This is a genomic window from Nitrosospira sp. NRS527, assembly GCF_018406445.1.
Taxonomy (GTDB): domain Bacteria; phylum Pseudomonadota; class Gammaproteobacteria; order Burkholderiales; family Nitrosomonadaceae; genus Nitrosospira; species Nitrosospira briensis.
The window spans coordinates 2,099,261-2,117,867 of record NZ_AP024515.1; the positions used below are offsets into that span (position 1 = coordinate 2,099,261).

The window sequence follows — 18,607 nt, forward strand, 5'->3', positions numbered from 1 at the left end:
CCGGTAGTGCTACTTGCAAAATAACTGTGACGATCACCGAGAAGTAAATCTTGAGTTCGTCCGTGCAAGAAACCAGTGAAATATCCTGGAACAAGAAAATCGCTGTCCCAGAACTGAGACAGGAACGGCAGGTCAAGCTTCGAACTGACGGTCTACGGAATCCCGAACATTGCTGGTACGCCGGTGGTAAGCAATCTGCTTCAAACGCTCCAGATCATTCAGCCTTACGCGCCTATACTGGCTGCTGATGAGACCGTCATCCTGAAACCGCGCAAATACGCGGCACACGGTCTCCTCAGCGATTCCCAGATGGTTTCCTATATCGCTGCGAGACATGCTCAGGTCGAATTCGGTAGCCGAACAATGGCGCCGCGCGAACTGCTGAGACAGGCTGAGCAAGAACGTAGCCAGACGCTCTTCAGCATTATGCTTACCCAGCAACAGCAGCAATTCGTGGCTGTGGTGGATTTCCGCACTCATGATCTTGAGAATTTCGTGCTGGATGGCGGGATCCGTGCTGGCCAGTTCTTCAAAGCGATCGATGGAAACTTCGCAAACAGAGGTCATTCCCGTCGCCTGGGCTTCGCAGTTGTGTTGCCGGCTCTCTATGGCATTCAGACCCAGCAATTCTCCTACTATGTGAAAGCCTATGACTTGCACCTGCCCGTCCTCAGTGCTGACGCTGGTTTTGACCGATCCGCCGCGGATGACATACATGTATTCCATCGGTTGCCCCATGCGATACAAAACTTCTCCGCGTTTAAACACGTGCTTTTTTTTGACGACTCGCTCGAGCAAAGATGGGTCGCCCGTCTTCAACCAAAGGGACATGCATAATTTATAGGCGCCACAATCCCTGCAATCCAGCGGGACATCAACTGGGTCATCAGTAGCGTGTGATATATCCGATGAGCATTTGGTCATGTCCGGAGCTCCGTTGATAAATTTTACAATCTGTCCGGGCAGGTTACGCCCAGACGGTCTTGACCGCCAAGCGCGGCCTCCGGTAAATCGGTCAGTTTATATCTGCCGCTTACGACCATGGCGGCAAGCATATCCAGAGTCTGGTTTTGCAATAGCTTCACGATCTCCTGCTTGATTGGCCACCATTTGACATGCATCGGGCACGGCGCCTTATCACTGCAAACCTTGAGCCCCAGCACGCAGCCATCGGTGAATCCGGGACCCTCGGTAAGGATGGCGATCTGCATCAGATTAATTTTGTCGCTATTTTCCCTCAGGCAAAAACCCCCTTGTTTTCCACGGAAAGAATAAAGCAGGTTGCCGCGGGACAAGTCTTGCAGAATTTTGGCAAGATAGGTAGGGGATGACTTCAGGTGGTCGGCGATGGTGCGATTCAGTACTGCCACGCCACGAGGTTGCGTGGCCATATAAATAAGTGCCTGAATGGCATACTGAGTTGTGCGGGATAAGATCATCGCGAGATCATGAAAAAACTGTCATGCCATAATAACAGCGCTGGATAAATCCGGCGGCTGTCACACAAGCCAGTAGACGAATATGAACAGGCCCAGCCAGACCACGTCCACGAAGTGCCAGTACCAGGCAACGCCTTCAAAGCCGAAGTGATTCTCCGGCGTGAAATGACCTGACAGTACGCGGCAATAGATGACGAACAGCATAATGGAACCCAACGTCACGTGGAAGCCGTGGAAACCCGTCAGCATGAAAAAGGTTGCGCCATAAGCACCGGTCGTCATCTTGAGGTTGAGCTCGGAGTAGGCATGGCCGTATTCGTAGGCTTGCAGGCCGACAAAGAGAAACCCCAGGGCAAAGGTGAGGAACAATCCCAGTTTGAGCTGGCCGCGTTTATTGAGCTTGAGTGCCCAGTGCGCCCAGGTGACCGTCACCCCCGAGGTCAACAGCAAGACGGTATTGATTGCCGGCAGGCCCCACGGACCCATGGGGAGGAATTTCTCGGTGATGCCGGGCCCGGCTGTGGGCCAGTCCGCCGTGAAATTCGGCCATAGCATTTTATGTTCCAGGTCGCCCAGGTCGGGAATGGAATGAACCTGCATGTAATACAGCGCGCCGAAGAAGGCGCCAAAAAACATGACTTCGGAAAGAATGAACCAGCTCATCCCCCAGCGGAAGGACGCATCCACCTGCTTATTGAACTTGCCACTCTCGCTTTCCCGCGCCACCGTGCGAAACCAGCCGAAAAGCATGTAAAAGAGTATGGCAAAGCCCAATGTCAGCATCGCGTAGCCTACTGGCATCTTGTTGACCGAGAACGCCGCGCCAAACCCCATGAAAAACAATGCTATCGACCCGGTCATAGGCCAGGTCGATGGCGCTGGAACGTAATAATTGCTTCCTTCCTGGCTCATGCTCTTTCTCCTGCTTGTAATTTACCGGTTATTTGCCGGGGTCCGATCAACAACAGTAAGCTTGCCACAAGTAATACGCCACCGGTAGAACCAGAGAGTAAGCAAGCACGAACAACGCTGTTCTGATCGATGCCAACTTTCTCTCGATGTCCACGTTTTCCGGGACGTCCATGTCGTCGGACATATTCATATGCTTTGACATATCGCTCTCCTGTCTCGGCTGTTACTTGATGACGGGCGGCACTACGAAGGTATGATAGGGCGCGGGAGACGGCAAAGTCCATTCCAGCGTTTTCGCACCTTCCCAAGGTTTTACCGGCGCTTTTGCGCCCCCGCGGATGCACTTCAGCACTACGTAAAGGAACAGCAATTGCGTGGAGCCGAAACCAAAAGCGCCTATGCTGGAAATCATGTTGAAATCGGCGAATTGGAGCGCGTAGTCGGGAATACGGCGTGGCATGCCCGCCAATCCCAGGAAATGCTGTACGAAGAAAGTCAGGTTGAAAAAGAACATGGACAGCCAGAAATGCCATTTGCCCAGCGTCTCGTCATACATATGCCCGGTCCATTTTGGTATCCAGTAGTAGGTTCCGGCAAATATGGCAAAGAGTGAGCCCGACACCAGCACATAGTGGAAGTGCGCAATGACATAGTAGGTATCCTGCACCTGGACATCGATCGGCACTATCGCGCAAACGACACCGCTGAATCCGCCGATTACGAACAGGAAAATGAAACCGATGGAAAACAGCATGGGGGTTTCGAAGGTCATGGAACCGCGCCACATGGTGGCGGTCCAGTTGAATACCTTCACGCCGGTCGGAACCGCGATCAGCATGGTGCCATACATGAAAAACAGCTGTCCGGTTACCGGCATGCCGGCAGTGAACATGTGGTGGGCCCAGACGATGCAGGACAGGATGGCGATCGAGGCGGTGGCATACACCATCGAGGAATAGCCGAACAATGGCTTGCGCGCAAAGGCCGGGATAATTTCGGAGACAATGCCGAACGATGGCAGGATCATGATATAGACTTCGGGATGGCCGAAGAACCAGAAGATATGCTGGAACAAAACCGGATCGCCGCCGCCCGCCGCATTGAAGAAGTTGGTGCCGAAGTTGCGGTCAGTCAGCAACATGGTGACCACGCCCGCCAGCACCGGCATCACCAGCACCAGAAGATAGGCGGTGATGAGCCAGGTCCACACGAACATCGGCATTTTCATCAGTGTCATGCCCGGCGCCCGCATGTTGAGGATGGTCGTGATAATGTTGATCGATCCCATGATGGAAGAGGCGCCAAGGATATGAATGGCGAAAATCATCATGTCCATGCCTACGCCCATCTGCACCGACAGCGGCGGATAAAATGTCCAGCCACCGGCAGCCGCGCCGCCGGGCACGAAGAACGAGGTAATCAGCAGCAAAGCCGCCGGGGGCAATAGCCAGAAACTCCAGTTGTTCATACGTGCAAAAGCCATGTCGGGCGCCCCGATCATCATCGGTATCTGCCAATTGGCGAAACCGACGAACGCCGGCATGATGGCCCCGAACACCATCACCAGACCATGCATGGTCGTCAACTGGTTAAAAAACTCCGGATTGACGATCTGTATGCCGGGCTGGAACAACTCGGCGCGGATAGTCAGCGCCATCACGCCCCCGGTCAGGAACATCAGAAAACTGAACCACAGATACATCGTGCCGATGTCTTTGTGGTTGGTCGTAGTCAGCCAGCGCATCATACCGGTGGGATGATGGTCGTGCGCGTGTGCAATATCGTCTTGTACTGCCGCCATAATTGTCTCCTTGATGCTGGTTTTTTAAAACGTACTGTTGATGGAAAGCGGCCGGCACATCAAGCCGCGGGAGCGATCGCCACAGGCATGCACAATGTCGCTATCGCAACGGTCGCGGTTGCAATGTCGTGGCATGCGCGCCATGGTGTCCTCCTTGATGCTATTTTCTGAACTGGTTGATTTCCGATGGCTGCACCACGTCTCCTGCGGTATTCCCCCAGGCATTACGTTCGTAGGTGACCACCGCCGCGATTTGTACATCCGACAGGTGCTTGAATGCAGCCATTGCCGTGCCGGTCTTGCCATTCATGACAATGTCGACATGGTCGGCCTTGGGACCGTTGGCGATCTTCGAGCCGTCCAGCGCGGCAAAGGTCCCGGGTATGCCCTGGCCATTGGCCTGATGGCAGGCAACACAGTTGGCGGCATAGACTTTCTCGCCTTCGGCTTTCAGTTCTTCTGCCGTAAATACTTTGTTTACGTCCTCGGTCGCCGCAGCGGTCTTGCTTTTCTGTTCAGCCACCCACTGGGCATATTTCTCCGGCGTCACCGCTTCGACTACGATCGGCATGAAGCCGTGCTCCTTGCCGCAGAGCTCGGCGCATTGGCCGCGATAGGTGCCAGGCTTTTCAATGGTGAACCAAACGTCGCGTATGAAGCCGGGGATGGCGTCCTGCTTTACGCCCAGGGCAGGTACCCACCAGGCGTGCAGTACGTCGTTGGCGGTGAGCAGTACGCGTATCTTCTTGCCGGTGGGCACAACCAGCGGGTTGTCTACTTCGAGCAGGTAGTTCTCACCCTTGGGCGCGGTGTTCTCGATCTGGTCGCGGGGGGTGGACAGGCTGCTCAGGAAACTGATGCCTTCTCCTTCGCCCGTCAGGTAGTCGTAGCCCCATTTCCACTGGTAACCGGTGCTCTTGATGGTGATCTCGGAGCTGGAGGTGTCCTTCATGTCGATGATGGTCTTGGTGGATGGATAGGCCATGCCAACCAGGATGAGGAACGGGATGCCGGTCCAGATGATCTCGACCGTGGTGCTGTGATGGAAGTTGGCCGCCGGGTAGTTCAAGGATTTGCGGTGCTTGAGTATGGAATACAACATGACCCCGAACACGCCCACGAATATCACCAGGCATATCCATAAAACCAGCGTGTGAAGATCGTATATCTGCTGGGCTATCGGCGTTTGCGGCTCGGGCAAGTTTAACTGGTAAGGATCCGCCGCTGCCGCCATTCCCAACCCGGAATACAATGCGATCGTCACAATCCCAACTATGGTTGCTGCTGCTTTGCTACTCATATCTCCCCCCACCTGATCGCTGATTGCCAATGATGAAAGTCCTTATCCAAGCCAGAGATGAAACCTTGATAACTACCGGTTTTATAAGCTTCTTCCGGAAATGAATCCAAGGTCGCTCCGGTTGAACATTAAAGATAATCGGACTTTCTTATCCGGTATCAAATCGTATTGCGCAACGCGCATCGAAACCTTGATAAATGTCAACTTTCATGAAGGTTTCCAGAAAAAAACAGGCTTAGCCCGGATATTTCATAAATTTGCGTGATGATTGCGCAGGATTTTGTTTTGTAGGGAAATTTTGTGAAAGAGTGGCGTAGTTATTCATACGCCCGACTGAGCAAAATTTTCATACGAAACAAAAGACCAGCGAGGGCGCGCGTCAATTTATGAAACATCCGGGTTAGGATCATCGCGTGACTGATCTAGCGCCATGGCGCTATGGCATCAACAAGGGCGCGCGCACGAGCAGCTTGATTGCCGCATCAAGCACAATTCTTGCCGGATGGCGGAGCTCGATGAGCGTAACCATTAGCGACGCGTAACTTCAGGGATGAATGCTGAGCCCGGGTGACTTTACGGATGAGTCCCGGGTCTTGGATGCTGAAGCGGAAAACTCTTTTCAGCTTTTTTTGTATATTCGACTATGGATATTTCCGTTAATCCCTTCAGGTTGGCCTCTTCAAAAGAGTCCCTGCTTATGTTCGAGCCGCCAGGGACCTGCGGGACTGTCGCGGCACAGGCCGAATACCAGAGATGGCGGGAGCGAAGGAACGGTAAAGCGCAAATCGAGAAACGATACGCAAACGCCATTTCCTGTGGGCTCGATCTGGTTGAGCGCAGGAAATGCTGCGAACTGGCGAAACGGTGCAAAGATATCCTGCGTCCATGCTTCATGGGCGAGATAGCGCTGGGAATCCGTATCGCCAAATCGCCCACGTCGTATCCATTTTGCGGCCGAGGCTGGCTGGTAGCCTGCGGCTATCCTCTCCCACATACCCAATATCCCACTTGCTGGATCGGGCGGCTTGCGGCTATGGTTTCGCCATAGATCGATCGAAGCAACCTGATAGTCATCGCCATGGCTGACGATGACCTTCCAGTTAAAAGGCGACAGCGGTTGAGGAAAAGCATGGACTTCGGCTTCGAACAACCCGCTATTTTCAGCGTAAGCCTCGCCCACCTTGACTGCGTGAGAATGCAGAATGCCCTGAAACCCTACGTAGCCTCCTAAAACCAGGAGGGCGATCAAGGCTGGACGCCGTCCCTGAGGCCGGAGCATGGCCGCCGCCAGGCCGATTGCAATAATTGCGGTGAAATAGGGGTCGATTATAAATGTGAACGGAATGGCGAAACGATGACTGGAAAAGGGTGCCAGCAGCATCGTGCCGTAAGCGGTAAACACGTCGCCCGCGATATGAATGGCTATGCCCAGAGCGGCCATACTATAAATCGCCCGCCACGAGTAGCGTTGACGCAAGATAAGGGAAAGTAGCCAGGCTAACAGCAATGCCCAGGCGGGCAAGAGTATGATCGAGTGAGTAACGCCCCGGTGCAGGGTTATGTAGGTGAGCGGATCAAACAGGCGCAATACAAAATCGCAATCGGGAAACGCGGCTGCCACGAACCCGACCGTCGTACGCACGCCTGACGTCAACTCACCCGCGGTCGGCCTCATTGGCGCGGTTGCCCGCGCCAGCAGCGCACCGCTTAAAGCATGGGTCAGCGTGTCCATGCTGCTTCAGTAACGATGAGAGCGATGCGTGCGGTTGGGTTCGGATTCAGGTGCCTCAGGTACTTCAGGTACCTTGTGGCGCTTTTTCGCTGCCCCCTCTTTCTTCTATGCTGCGACCGGTAAATACGAAGCGATCCAGGTTCTCGGCCATCGAGAGGCACCCGTTGAGAAACCGGCCGGTTCTGGCCGCACCAGGAGAGTTATCGCTCATCCAATGGATGAACGTGGCCAGATAAATCGTGGTGAGCCCGGTCTCTTCCAGGGCGCGTCGAAAATAAGTGGCATCCCGGCCCGCCGCCTCGCGCATCCATTGAACCGTACGGCTGATACGCATCAGTGCGGGGAGCTGAATATGGATGTGCCCCGGTTCCAGCTTGCCGTAGATCATCTGTCGGGTTGTCTTGCGATAAGGATACAGCGCGCCAAGCCATGCCATGATCAAGCGGTGAAGTCGCCGGCGCGGCGTCAGATATATAAAGTCGGAAGCCTGCGCAGCTTTGAGCATGGCGCTATCGGCTCGCTCGAACCAGGCATCGACAATGTCCTCTTTCTCGCGAAAATGCGCACGCACATCGTCCAGGCTGATTCCCAGCACAGCCGCCACATCATGCAGGCGCACGGCTTCCCATGATTTCTGCTCGCCGAGCCCAACCGCGGCACCGACAATCTGATCGGATGTTGCCATATTTCCTCCGATGAGTTATTGATTCGGAATGGAAAAATATTTCAGCTCAATCTGGCTTAAAGTTTAAAGCACATCCATCGCATTATCAATACCGGCGGCTCGTATGACGAGCGTGATCTGAGATGCCGGTGGGATAGCCTGGTTACATCAGGCTTACATCAAGCGACCAGGTAAATCAGATGTGCCAGGTGTAATCATTAACCCCTTGCTCATAGCCGGCATGACCGCCCGGCCTGTGCTTCTGCGGAAATATGCTTTTGCTTTTATCCGGTTATCCTCGATCGTCTCCCCTACTGCAAATTCAGTCGAACCGCAACGTATAAAGCACGTCTATTGCATTATCGATACCCGCTCGTGTGACGAGATTGATTCTGGGGGTAAGCGTATAGGTCAGTTTGGTTACGCCGACCACGGCCGTCAGTCCTTGTTCATAGCTGATATAAGCTCGCTTCGAAAGCCGTTTACCGACAATGCCGACCTGTCCCATCAAGGCATCGCTTCCCGCCTGTTTTATGGTTAGCTCATCCACGCCGATCGCCTGGCTGATCTTGTCCGTGATGCCCCCCGATTGCCCGCCCAGAATAGACGCGGCTGCCGCGAGCAGCAATGATGCATCGGCCTTTCCTCCAGGGGAGCGGCCCAGCGCGATCCATGAAAGTTTCTCGAGATCGGGTACAAGCGGGGTAGATACCAGTCGTACTTTAGGTTGACGCACGCTTCCGGTCACTTCGACGCCGGCCTCTACCGCCAGCCCTTTGCGCACAGCAAGGACATTCAGCGCGGGATCGTCAATCGGCCCCTTGAAATCAACGATACCCCGCTCTACCGCCAGACGCTGGCCATAAGCTTCGAAACTGGTATCGCGCGCAGCGATGGTGCCAATGGCTCGCAATCGATGCCCGGGCTCGCCGCGCAGGCTCAACTGGCCAGCCAGTCTTCCCTCGAGACCCGAGGCACGGATATAGAATTGATCGCCCAGATCGAGGTTGGCCTCCATATCGACCCGTAAGCCCTTCCGGTCGGGCTGATGGTCAGAGGACGCTCCTCCGGTAACGGTGATATCATCCGGCAAGTGTGGGCTACCGGCGGTTGGCTGAGCAATTAACCCCGCGTTTGCGGCAAGGCTGCCCTTCAAGGTGAGCATGTTGTTTTCCAGGCTGGCGCGACCATTTCCCGAAGCAATAATCCAGCGATCCGGCCGCTGTGCCAACGGTACGAGGTCGGCGATAATTTCCAGATTACCGCGCTGCCCCTTTAAATCCATCACGCCCGATGCGCTCAAACTGCCCGGCCCTTTGGCAAGCTTCACGTTCTTGAGCAACCGGTCATTGGGCGGGGGCACGTGAGGGGCGGTAAAATTCAGAACATCCATATGTAAGGATTCCTGGTCGAAGCTCGCTGACAGTTTTCCCTGCTCAAGCCGCACACCCTGCTCCAGCAGCGCCAACGCCAGATCGTCGCCGTATATCTGCCCGTCCAGACGCGGGCTGCCGAAAGTGCCGACGACATCCGCTCGCAAGGCAAGCCGCCCCCCTGTTCGTATATTGTCATCGAACGCCGGACCAGCCCAGGAAATATCGTCCATATCGACGAGTAAATTTCCCGTAAGGGTTGCATCGGGCAGTACCGTCCAATTCATGGCAGACTCGGCAGATCTTGTGACAGGCACGGAGATTGAGGCACTCGCCTCACCCAAGCGCTTGCCTCTCGCCTTGAATTCTCCCGTCAATCTCCCGTCCACGGCTTGGGCAGCGAGCTGGAGCGTCTGCAAGCCCAGCGGCAGCGGCGAGTCGCCCCCCGGTAATATCCAATCGCCGCTTTCACGTGCAACGCTAAGGCTACCCGTCAGCCGCGCCCCCGATGCGATGTCCCATTTGCCGCCCAGCCGAAGTGCTTCATTATCTTTCGGCCCGTTCTCGACTGCATCGGTGCTAAGGCGCAATCCAATCCCGGTAAAATTACCCCTGCTACTCCATATTTGGGGCGTCCACTCAATTCCATCGATCTGCGCGGTTCCACCTGCAACGATAAACTTTGCTGCGCCAAACGATACATGCTTGGCGCTCATGCCCAGCGGCGCCACACCCGTCAGCTGAAAGGAAAATCGACCGGTTCCCGACAGTTCGGATAATTCTCCCAACCATTGCGCGTTTTGCCACTGCTGAGCCGGTTTGTTCAATTCGCCCCCTGCTCGCAGCACCAGGCTCTGGTGCTCATTCAAGCGAGCGGCCACCCGCACTTCGTGCCGCGATCTTTTACCTTTCACTTCCAGCGTCAGGTTTTGCAACAGTGTTTTTTTCTTCGTCGCATAATCCGCGGCCGTTATCGTTAATGCGACAACGTCGCCATGCAGGCTGCCATCGGCCGCTACACTGCCAAAATGGTGCTCGCCTGGAAGCGCAAGATTATTCCCTTTTGCATTGAACGTCATATCCGGCCATTGAAAACCACGTTCTGAAAAATCGGCAGAACTGCTCTCCAGCACCGCCCTGGCAGCAAGGGAACCGCTGAGTCCGTGCCCGATCTGTACAAGAGCCGGTGCGACAAGCTCGAATTGCAACTGGTCGCCCTTGCGGCCGAAGCCACCGCGCGCGGTGACATGATTGCTGCCGAGCCGCGCCTCGACCTCGCCCCTGGCTCTGCCGAAACCCGCAATCTCGACCCGGCCGTGGCCGCTCACGGGCTGTTTCGCCACATGACTATTCCCCATCTTGAAATGTATCGCGCCTGCCGGGCCGCTTGCTGTTCCGCCCGCTGCCCCGGGCTCCAGTTCGCCGGCCAGCGCCAGCGTTGCGTTGAGGCTGGTTTGCGGCGCCTGTGCAAATGCGGAAACATCAAAATTCTGGAGCTTGCCTTCGAAATTAAATGCACGTGGACCGCTTAACCCAAGCTTGCCTTCACCTGTAAGTTGGGACCGGCCATGGCTGAGGCTCATCTTGTCCAGTGTCAAGGCATCACCTGCCCGTACCATATGGGCGTCCAGGCGCGACGCCTTGTCGCGAAGCGAGAGAAAAGCGTTTTGATTCTGCGTGTCGCCGCTGAGCTTTACCTTGCCATTCAGGCTCGCCGGGCGCAGGCGTGTATCAAGCTTGGCAGGATCGACACGGCTGATTATCAGATCCGCTGATCCCGTCGCCTCCTCTAGCTGCCAGGCAAGGCTGCCTGAAACGGTTCCGCCGCCCGACGCCACCAGCATCAAATCGTTGAACTGGAGTAATTCGGCAGACACTATCGGTTGCGCGCGCGCCTGAAGCATGGGTAAGCCGCCCTGATCAAGCGTTTTTGGCGCACTGTTCTCCACCGAAACGCTGCCTTCGAGCTGCCCGGCAACGACCTCGTGCAGGTTTGCCTGCACCGTGAGACTCGCTGTCGGCGCACCGGCAGAAAAAACATGCGGATCAAGTCCGCTCACAGACAAGCTCAGCCCGGCGATAAAAACAGGGCCATAAGGCTGCAGTTGCGCTTCGCCCTGCCCTGTCAACCCGGCGCCGCTCCCTTTCGCTGTCATATCGAGCCGCTCCAGGTTGCCTTTGATGATGGCTGAAATACGCGAACCGGTGGTTTGAAGCGCCGGGAAATCGGAATTCGCAAGCTCGGCCAGTTCAGCTTCGGCATGCAGATCGAATGGCCTGATACCGTCCAGCTGGCCCGACCCGATCAATCTGCCGAATTCGAGGTTGGTGCGCAACCCGGATAACCGATGCCTCCGGCCGTTGCTTTCCAACCCTGCCGTGAGCTCTGCCGCGACAAATACCGGCCTGCCGCCCTCTTCATTCATTACCCGTAACGTGCCGATATCGAGTTTATGCAAAGACAGCGAAAAAGGCAGCTCCAGGCTTGCGGGCAAGGATTTTGGTTGCGAAGAGGGTAGCGAAACGATCTCCACTTCTTTCGCCGACAGTGCCGTAATCGTCACATGGCCCGAACGCAACTCGCTGGGTTGCCAGTTCAGTTGTACATCTCTTGCAATGACAAGCAGATCGTCACTCACGAAGCGAATGGTCCGCGCTCTAATCGATCCCGAAAGCGCTCCATCCAGTTCTTCAAACGAGAGATTGCCGCCGCTGATATGCGAGACTACCGATGCGAGCGACTTCAGCCCGGAAGTGCTTGTCGATAGCCAGATGCCGATGCCCGCAGCCAGGGTAATGAGGGCAACAAGCACTAGCGCCGCCCATTGCCATCGCCATTTTTTCATGGCGGATTTTTCAGTTTGACCTTCCGGAAAGTTCGGCATGGTCTTTTTAGAATGCCACGGCAATCGAAAAATGCAGGCGCAATTTGCCGTCACGTTGCCCGCGCGCGAGATCGAGCGCCAGCGGCCCAACAGGACTGCGCCAGCGGACACCTCCTCCGTATCCAACCGCAAGGTCAAGCTGACGTACACTGTCAGCAGCATCACCGACATCGGTAAATACGGCGGCGCCCCACTCACGCGTAAACCAGTGATTGTATTCAATCGTACCGGTAGCCATGGTTCGGCCGCCCACTATGGCTTCACCTTCGCGTACACCCAGATGCTGAAATGCATAACCGCGCACGGACTGGATGCCACCGGCGCGGAACAGGTATTCCTGAGGGATACCAAAGCGCGATGGAGCAAACGTATACCCCAGCTCGCCGCGCAGCAACAGCACATCGCGTTTCCCGATGGGGTACCAGAATTGATGCCTTATATAGGTGCGCAGAAAATTTTGATCAGATAACGCCTGTTTACTTCCGCCTCCGATACGCACTTCCGTTACCATCCCATCCCGTGGAAACAATGGATCATCCACCGAACGATAGCGCAACTGCCCGTCTAGTACCAAAGTCTCATTTATCTGATGCAGCCCCCCCTTGGGCGCCCGGTCTTCCCGTTGCCAGTTAAGCGCAAAGCGGGTTTCCGTTTTGTCATACAGTTGATTACGGCTTATGCCCACCTTCTCACGTACGGTTTCCAATTCCTGAATAAAAGTTCTTTCGGCACCTGCCCCCAGAGAAAACCAGCGGCCGGCCTGGTCCCGCACGCTTTCGACGGTAGTGGATAATGTTTGGCGCTTTTGTTCCAGGCGCAATCCGCCATTCAGCAGCAGCGCACGGTCCAGAAAATTATTGTTGGTGTAATTGATCTCGCCTCGCCCGCCGGTATTGGAACTGTAGCCCGCCCCAACCGAGACGCGCTGCGACTGAGCCTCCGATAAAACCACCTCCACCGGTGCTGCCTGATGCGTCACTGCATCAGGTTTAATGTTGACGGCGGCTGAATTGAACTGCGGCAGGTTTTGCAGTTTCGTCTGGAATGAGAGTAATTGGTCTCGCCGATAAGAATCGCCGGCTTTGAATGGAGCCAGCCCGGTGATCAGCGTTGGATCATAGCGGCTGAGTCCCTTGATCTCCAGATTTCCAAAGCGGAAAGCAGGACCGGAGTCCACTATCACCAATAGCCGCGCCTTATGAAAATCTGAATCCACCTCCGCCTTACTTTCTTCTATCTCCGCTGCGGCATAATCCTCCGCCGCCACGCTGGATAAGAGTATTGCTTTGGCTTCTTCCCAGGCTGGCGAGCGAAATGGCTGACCTGCGCCCAGGGTCCAGGCAGCTCGCAGCTTTTCGATACGCGCGCGCCGCCCGGGCTCATCAGTTGCTAGATCCCCCTTGAATTCGATATCGACTTCTGTAACGAGGGTGCGGGGTCCCGGTATGACTTCCAGCACCGGGATTGTCCCGGGAATGGTATGGGGCGTCGCGGAATGCAAGGTCATGATCGGCGTGTAGTAGCCTTCGGTCGCGAGCAACTCGCTTATCTGCTTCCGTGCCCGGCGCATGAAAGTCGCGCGGTCGGTTTCATCGACCAGTTGCGCCATCGGTAGCTGAAAATGCGTTTTCAGCAAATCGCGCAACGGCTCCGGTGCTGAAATGGTGACTGCCGGCGGCGTGTTTTTGGCATCGGATTGCTGTGCATTAGCAACACCGCCATTTCCCAGCGTAAAAAGGATGAGCACCAGAAGGCGCGCTGATATCCGTATCCGTATTTGCGCCGGATGGATATGAGAAAGGGATTTCGCAACAGACATGAACGAGATAGGCTGTTTGAATACGCTACCGGAACCCACTAAAAATAATATGTGAATCCGGACGATGAGTTGAGAGACCGGCGTATGCCCCAACAGCCGTTTATCGAGCTGGGAGCCAACAATACCATTGATTTCTATGCAATTTCGCCTATGCTTCTATTTGGCGGTCCAGGCGGACCATCAAAGTAGAACTCATTTCGTGTTTCGCCGTCAAGCCGAGCGGTCGTGAACCGGTCATTGCGCGCGGCGTTTCAGCTGAAGAAATAAAATGCAGTTTCAATCCTGTGCGACTTATGCGGAAACGACTTTTTTCGCGCATACCATGCATGGCCAGGCGCGAACCTTCGCCCCGCCCGCACCATGCTGAACAAACCCTTTGCTGAATTGTCTCTAAGCACAAGCACTTTGCAATGAGGATGGTATGGATAAGATAAAACCGATGGGAAATCCCATAGACAAGAAAACACAAATCAATTTCTGGTACGTCATCATTGCGATACTCGGCATCCTGGTTGTACAGAATTGGTACACGAAATACACAAAGGTCGAGCCGATCCCTTACAGCCGCTTTCATGAATTGCTCGATCAGGACAAGATCGCGGAGATCGCGATCACCGAGAATCATATTTACGGCTCACTCAAGAATGAAGGCGCCGATGGGTTAAAGAATTTCGTTACCACGCGCGTAGAGTCCGAACTGGCTGATAAGCTGGATAAGCACAACGTTATCTATACCGGAGTGGTTCAGAGCACGTGGGTTCGTGACCTGCTGTCCTGGCTGCTGCCGATGGCGATTTTTGTCGGAATCTGGTTATTCATCATTCGACGCATGAATCCGGGGGGCATGACCGGCGGCTTGATGTCCATAGGCAAAAGCCGTGCCAAGGTATTCGTGGAGACAGAAACCAAAGTCACCTTCGCGGATGTCGCCGGCGTCGATGAAGCAAAAGAAGAATTGGTCGAGATCATCAATTTCCTGAAGGACCCCAAAGAGTATGGCCGCCTGGGCGGACGCGTGCCCAAAGGTATTTTGCTGGTGGGTCCGCCCGGTACCGGCAAGACGCTCCTGGCCCGCGCGGTCGCAGGCGAGGCGGGTGTCCCGTTCTTTTCCATTTCCGGCTCCGAGTTCGTTGAGATGTTCGTCGGCGTCGGCGCCGCCCGAGTGCGCGATCTGTTCGAGCAGGCACGACAAATGGCGCCCGCCATTATTTTCATCGATGAGCTGGATTCGCTGGGGCGGGCGCGTGGTGCGTATGGAATGGGCGGGCACGACGAGAAAGAACAAACGCTGAATCAGTTACTGGCTGAGCTCGATGGTTTCGATCCGAAAAGCGGGGTGGTGTTGCTGGCTGCAACCAACCGGCCCGAGATCCTCGATCCCGCATTATTGCGGGCAGGGCGATTCGACCGCCAGGTGCTGGTGGATCGGCCCGACAAATTGGGCCGTGAACAGATTCTCGCCGTTCACCTGAAGAAAGTGTCGCTCGATACCGATGTCAAGCCTGAGCAGATTGCAGCATTGACGCCAGGGTTCACCGGAGCGGATCTGGCGAATCTGGTCAATGAAGCGGCCTTGCTTGCAACCCGGCGTTCCGGTACGTCCGTCACGATGGATGATTTCAATAACGCGATAGAGCGGGTCGTTGCGGGCCTCGAAAAACGCAATCGCCTGCTTAACCCCGAAGAGCGGCGCGTCGTCGCATTCCATGAGTTGGGCCACGCCTTGGTAGCCCTGGCTTTGCCAGGCACTGACGAGGTGCACAAAATTTCGATCATTCCCCGCGGCATCGGCGCACTGGGCTATACGATCCAGCGTCCGACAGAAGACCGGTTTCTGATGAGGCAGGCTGAGCTGGAAAACAAAATGGCCGTGCTGCTGGGTGGCCGCGCGGCGGAACAAGTGGTATTCAGCGAGATATCGACCGGCGCGTCGGATGATCTTATCCGCGCAACCGACCTTGCCCGCGCGATGGTGCTGCGCTACGGGATGAGCGATGCCCTGGGCCACGTCGCCTATGATCGCGAACGGTCGACTTACCTTCAGCCCGGCATACCGATGCCTCAAAGCCGTGACTACAGCGAGGAAACCGCAAACGCAGTCGATAGCGCCGTGCGCGCGCTTGTCGATCATGCGTTGGAACGCGCCATTGGCGTTCTAACGGTTAACCGCGCGCTGCTTGACCGGGCCGCGGAGGAACTGCTCAAGACCGAAACCCTGAACGAGCCCCAGATAGAAGTGTTGAAGCGCGAGATAATCGCTCAGGCCGCGCATCCGGTGACAGCCTGATGTGAAGAAGAGGCGATAAGCACGGCGGCGTGCGTCCGAGTTCTTCATTTGCCAGCCCTTATCTTTTTTAAAAAATATTTTCTATGCGAACGCTGATTCGTGTATACTCGCCGCTTCGATGAAAAGCCCCTACTGTCTTTCCGGGTTTTTGTCGGTTCATCGTTCCTGACCTCTCTTCGATTTTCAAGCCTCCAACGGAAATTGTGCGGTACCGTGGTTAGCGGCGATGTCTTATATGTACGCTTGCGCCAACGGTATTTTGCCCATCAATTTCGGCAACCTTTTCTGTTTGCGCGCGTTAAAGCGCCTCTATGAGTCCAGGTTACTGGCCGAGACAAGCGCAAAAGAAATTGCTCCTTGCATGTCAATGACTGCAAGCAGCAAAACTTTTGATCATGCTCCGTTTGGCCTCGAACCTCGAATTCTCATGAGGTGCATATTTTTTCATTTAATAGGAAAAAAACAACGTGTCTTTTGAAAATCTGAATCTACACCCGCTTATCCTCAAAGCTATCATCGACTCGGGCTACACCACGCCCACTGCCATCCAGGAGCAGGCCATTCCCGAATTGCTGGCTGGCCACGACATCATGGCTTCCGCCCAGACGGGTACCGGCAAAACCGCTGCATTCATGTTACCGGCGCTGCACCGCCTTGCCACGCCATCGAGTGTACACAGCCGTGGACCGCGCGTACTGGTCCTGACGCCGACGCGCGAACTCGCGCTTCAGGTATCAGAATCCGCTGCAAAATACGGCAAGCATCTGCCCCGCGTCCGGGTCGTAAGCATTCTTGGCGGCATGCCATACCCGCTGCAAAATAAACTGCTTTCACAACCGGTGGATATTCTGGTAGCAACGCCTGGCCGCTTGATCGATCACATCCAGCGCGGCCGCATTGATTTTTCGCGCCTGGAAATGCTGGTGCTGGACGAAGCCGACCGTATGCTAGATATGGGTTTTATCGATGATGTCGAAAGAATCGCTTCAGCCACACCCGCAACTCGCCAGACGCTGCTTTTTTCAGCCACGCTGGATAGCGCGATAGACAATGTCGCGGCACGGCTGCTGAAATCCCCCAAACGCATCCAGGTTGCGGCACAGCAGGCGCGACTCGACAATATCGAGCAACGACTGCATTATGTCGACGATCTTTCTCACAAGAATCGGCTGCTGGATCATCTTTTACGTGATCTGGCCTTGAAACAGGCCATCGTCTTCACTGCCACCAAACGCGATGCAGATACGCTTGCCGATAATCTTTCCGCCCAGGGCCATGAAGCCGCCGCCTTGCATGGCGACATGAATCAGCGTGATCGCACGCGTACGCTGAGCAAGCTTCGCGGCGGCGCACTGCGGGTGCTGGTGGCAACCGATGTGGCGGCACGTGGAATCGACGTGGTGGGCATCACTCACGTCATCAATTTCGATCTGCCAAAATTCGCCGAAGACTATGTGCATCGTATTGGCCGCACCGGCCGTGCCGGCGCATCAGGGATTGCGGTATCATTTGCTTCGGGCAAAGACGGCATTACTCTGAAAAAGATCGAACGCTTCACCGGCCAGCGAATCGAATCGCACGTGGTGCCGGGTCTTGAGCCCCGATTCAAGCCGCGCACCGGAACGGGTGGCGCGCCCAGCGTCGCCCATAAACGCAATCGCACGTGGTCGAATGACGGCGGCCGCTCCAGCACCGCAAATAGTGCCAACGGTAACTGGGATAATAGCCGCAGCCGTTCATTTGGCGATAATCGCACCGGTACGCGGGGTAATGCAACAGGAAATACGTTCAGGAATAGCAGCGCTCCCGGATCTCACTTCAGAACCAAGTAACAGACACATTTATAATGCAAACGGCCCGGATTCAGCGGTTTCGACGCTGAATCCGGGCCGTTTGCATTAACTGGTACAGTTCCCCGGATATGCCATACCAGTTGCCAGAGTATGGCAGCGTGGCACGAATGAGTCGTTCGGTTACTCTGGCTGATTACGCATGAAATCGGCAGTCTGATAGAAAGCCTTGGCAAGACTTTTGCACAATTCCTCGTCCAACCCGACATCCGCCATCGCACGATTCATGCAGTCCAACCACTGGTCACGCTCCGGCGCGGCTATCGGAAAAGGCTTATGACGGGTTCGCAGGCGCGGCTCGCCATGTTTTTCGGTGTACAAGGATGGGCCGCCTGTCCAACCGGATAAAAACATGAACAACTTGTCTCTCGAACTGCCCAAATCCTGTGGATGAAGTTTACGTATGCCGTAATAGTCCGGGTCCTCATCCATCAGATCGTAAAAACGGTCCACCAGGCGACGGATAGCTGTTTCACCACCCATCAGTTCATAAGCTTCTACAAGATGCACTTCACTCTCCTATCTTATTCTTCAACCATCAGTCG

Annotated in this window: 14 protein-coding genes; 3 read left to right on the forward strand and 11 right to left on the reverse strand. The window is 55.3% G+C overall.

Annotated features, from left to right (window positions below):
- Window positions 1-132: 132 nt before the first annotated feature.
- The 6 genes from KJS40_RS09430 to coxB form a co-directional block, all read right to left on the reverse strand.
- Complete coding sequence (locus KJS40_RS09430) at window positions 133-831, reverse strand: helix-turn-helix domain-containing protein (RefSeq protein WP_244859527.1); 699 nt, start codon at window positions 829-831, stop codon at window positions 133-135.
- Between the two features lie 116 nt (window positions 832-947).
- Window positions 948-1,391, reverse strand: coding sequence for an Rrf2 family transcriptional regulator (locus KJS40_RS09435; protein WP_244859528.1), 444 nt, complete (start codon window positions 1,389-1,391; stop codon window positions 948-950).
- A gap of 108 nt (window positions 1,392-1,499) precedes the next feature.
- The gene (locus tag KJS40_RS09440; protein ID WP_213537279.1) at window positions 1,500-2,351 is read right to left on the reverse strand and encodes a cytochrome c oxidase subunit 3; all 852 of its coding nucleotides are present in this window, start codon (window positions 2,349-2,351) and stop codon (window positions 1,500-1,502) included.
- A 46-nt stretch (window positions 2,352-2,397) separates the two neighbouring features.
- Window positions 2,398-2,553, reverse strand: coding sequence for a hypothetical protein (locus KJS40_RS09445; RefSeq protein ID WP_213537280.1), 156 nt, complete (start codon window positions 2,551-2,553; stop codon window positions 2,398-2,400).
- Between the two features lie 21 nt (window positions 2,554-2,574).
- Window positions 2,575-4,152, reverse strand: a complete 1,578-nt coding sequence (gene ctaD, locus KJS40_RS09450; protein WP_213537282.1) for a cytochrome c oxidase subunit I — start codon at window positions 4,150-4,152, stop codon at window positions 2,575-2,577.
- 160 nt (window positions 4,153-4,312) lie between these two features.
- Window positions 4,313-5,452 carry a cytochrome c oxidase subunit II gene (gene coxB, locus KJS40_RS09455; RefSeq protein ID WP_213537284.1) on the reverse strand — a complete coding sequence of 380 codons (1,140 nt, stop codon included), beginning with the start codon at window positions 5,450-5,452 and terminating at the stop codon, window positions 4,313-4,315.
- Between the two features lie 413 nt (window positions 5,453-5,865).
- On the opposite strand from coxB, the gene KJS40_RS15475 reads away from it, so the two are divergent.
- Window positions 5,866-5,994: a hypothetical protein gene (locus KJS40_RS15475; RefSeq protein WP_280520230.1), complete on the forward strand. Its 129-nt coding sequence runs from the start codon at window positions 5,866-5,868 to the stop codon at window positions 5,992-5,994.
- Between the two features lie 137 nt (window positions 5,995-6,131).
- On the opposite strand, the gene KJS40_RS09460 is transcribed toward KJS40_RS15475, so the two are convergent.
- From KJS40_RS09460 to KJS40_RS09475, 4 genes are all read right to left on the reverse strand, one after another.
- Window positions 6,132-7,184: a metal-dependent hydrolase gene (locus KJS40_RS09460; protein WP_213537286.1), complete on the reverse strand. Its 1,053-nt coding sequence runs from the start codon at window positions 7,182-7,184 to the stop codon at window positions 6,132-6,134.
- Window positions 7,185-7,248: 64 nt separating this feature from the next.
- On the reverse strand, window positions 7,249-7,869 hold the full coding sequence (locus tag KJS40_RS09465; RefSeq protein ID WP_213537287.1) for a TetR/AcrR family transcriptional regulator: 621 nt from the start codon (window positions 7,867-7,869) through the stop codon (window positions 7,249-7,251).
- Between the two features lie 301 nt (window positions 7,870-8,170).
- Window positions 8,171-12,067, reverse strand: a complete 3,897-nt coding sequence (locus KJS40_RS09470; protein ID WP_213537289.1) for a translocation/assembly module TamB domain-containing protein — start codon at window positions 12,065-12,067, stop codon at window positions 8,171-8,173.
- Between the two features lie 46 nt (window positions 12,068-12,113).
- Window positions 12,114-13,925 carry an autotransporter assembly complex family protein gene (locus tag KJS40_RS09475; RefSeq protein ID WP_213537291.1) on the reverse strand — a complete coding sequence of 604 codons (1,812 nt, stop codon included), beginning with the start codon at window positions 13,923-13,925 and terminating at the stop codon, window positions 12,114-12,116.
- A 451-nt stretch (window positions 13,926-14,376) separates the two neighbouring features.
- Here KJS40_RS09475 and ftsH point away from each other — a divergent pair, with 451 nt between their 5' ends.
- Both ftsH and KJS40_RS09485 read left to right on the forward strand, forming a co-directional pair.
- Window positions 14,377-16,212 carry an ATP-dependent zinc metalloprotease FtsH gene (ftsH, locus tag KJS40_RS09480; RefSeq protein ID WP_213539798.1) on the forward strand — a complete coding sequence of 612 codons (1,836 nt, stop codon included), beginning with the start codon at window positions 14,377-14,379 and terminating at the stop codon, window positions 16,210-16,212.
- A gap of 467 nt (window positions 16,213-16,679) precedes the next feature.
- On the forward strand, window positions 16,680-18,044 hold the full coding sequence (locus tag KJS40_RS09485) for a DEAD/DEAH box helicase (protein ID WP_213537292.1): 1,365 nt from the start codon (window positions 16,680-16,682) through the stop codon (window positions 18,042-18,044).
- Between the two features lie 141 nt (window positions 18,045-18,185).
- Here KJS40_RS09485 and KJS40_RS09490 read toward each other — a convergent pair whose 3' ends face one another.
- Window positions 18,186-18,572 carry a group II truncated hemoglobin gene (locus KJS40_RS09490; RefSeq protein ID WP_025041521.1) on the reverse strand — a complete coding sequence of 129 codons (387 nt, stop codon included), beginning with the start codon at window positions 18,570-18,572 and terminating at the stop codon, window positions 18,186-18,188.
- Window positions 18,573-18,607 lie beyond the last annotated feature (35 nt).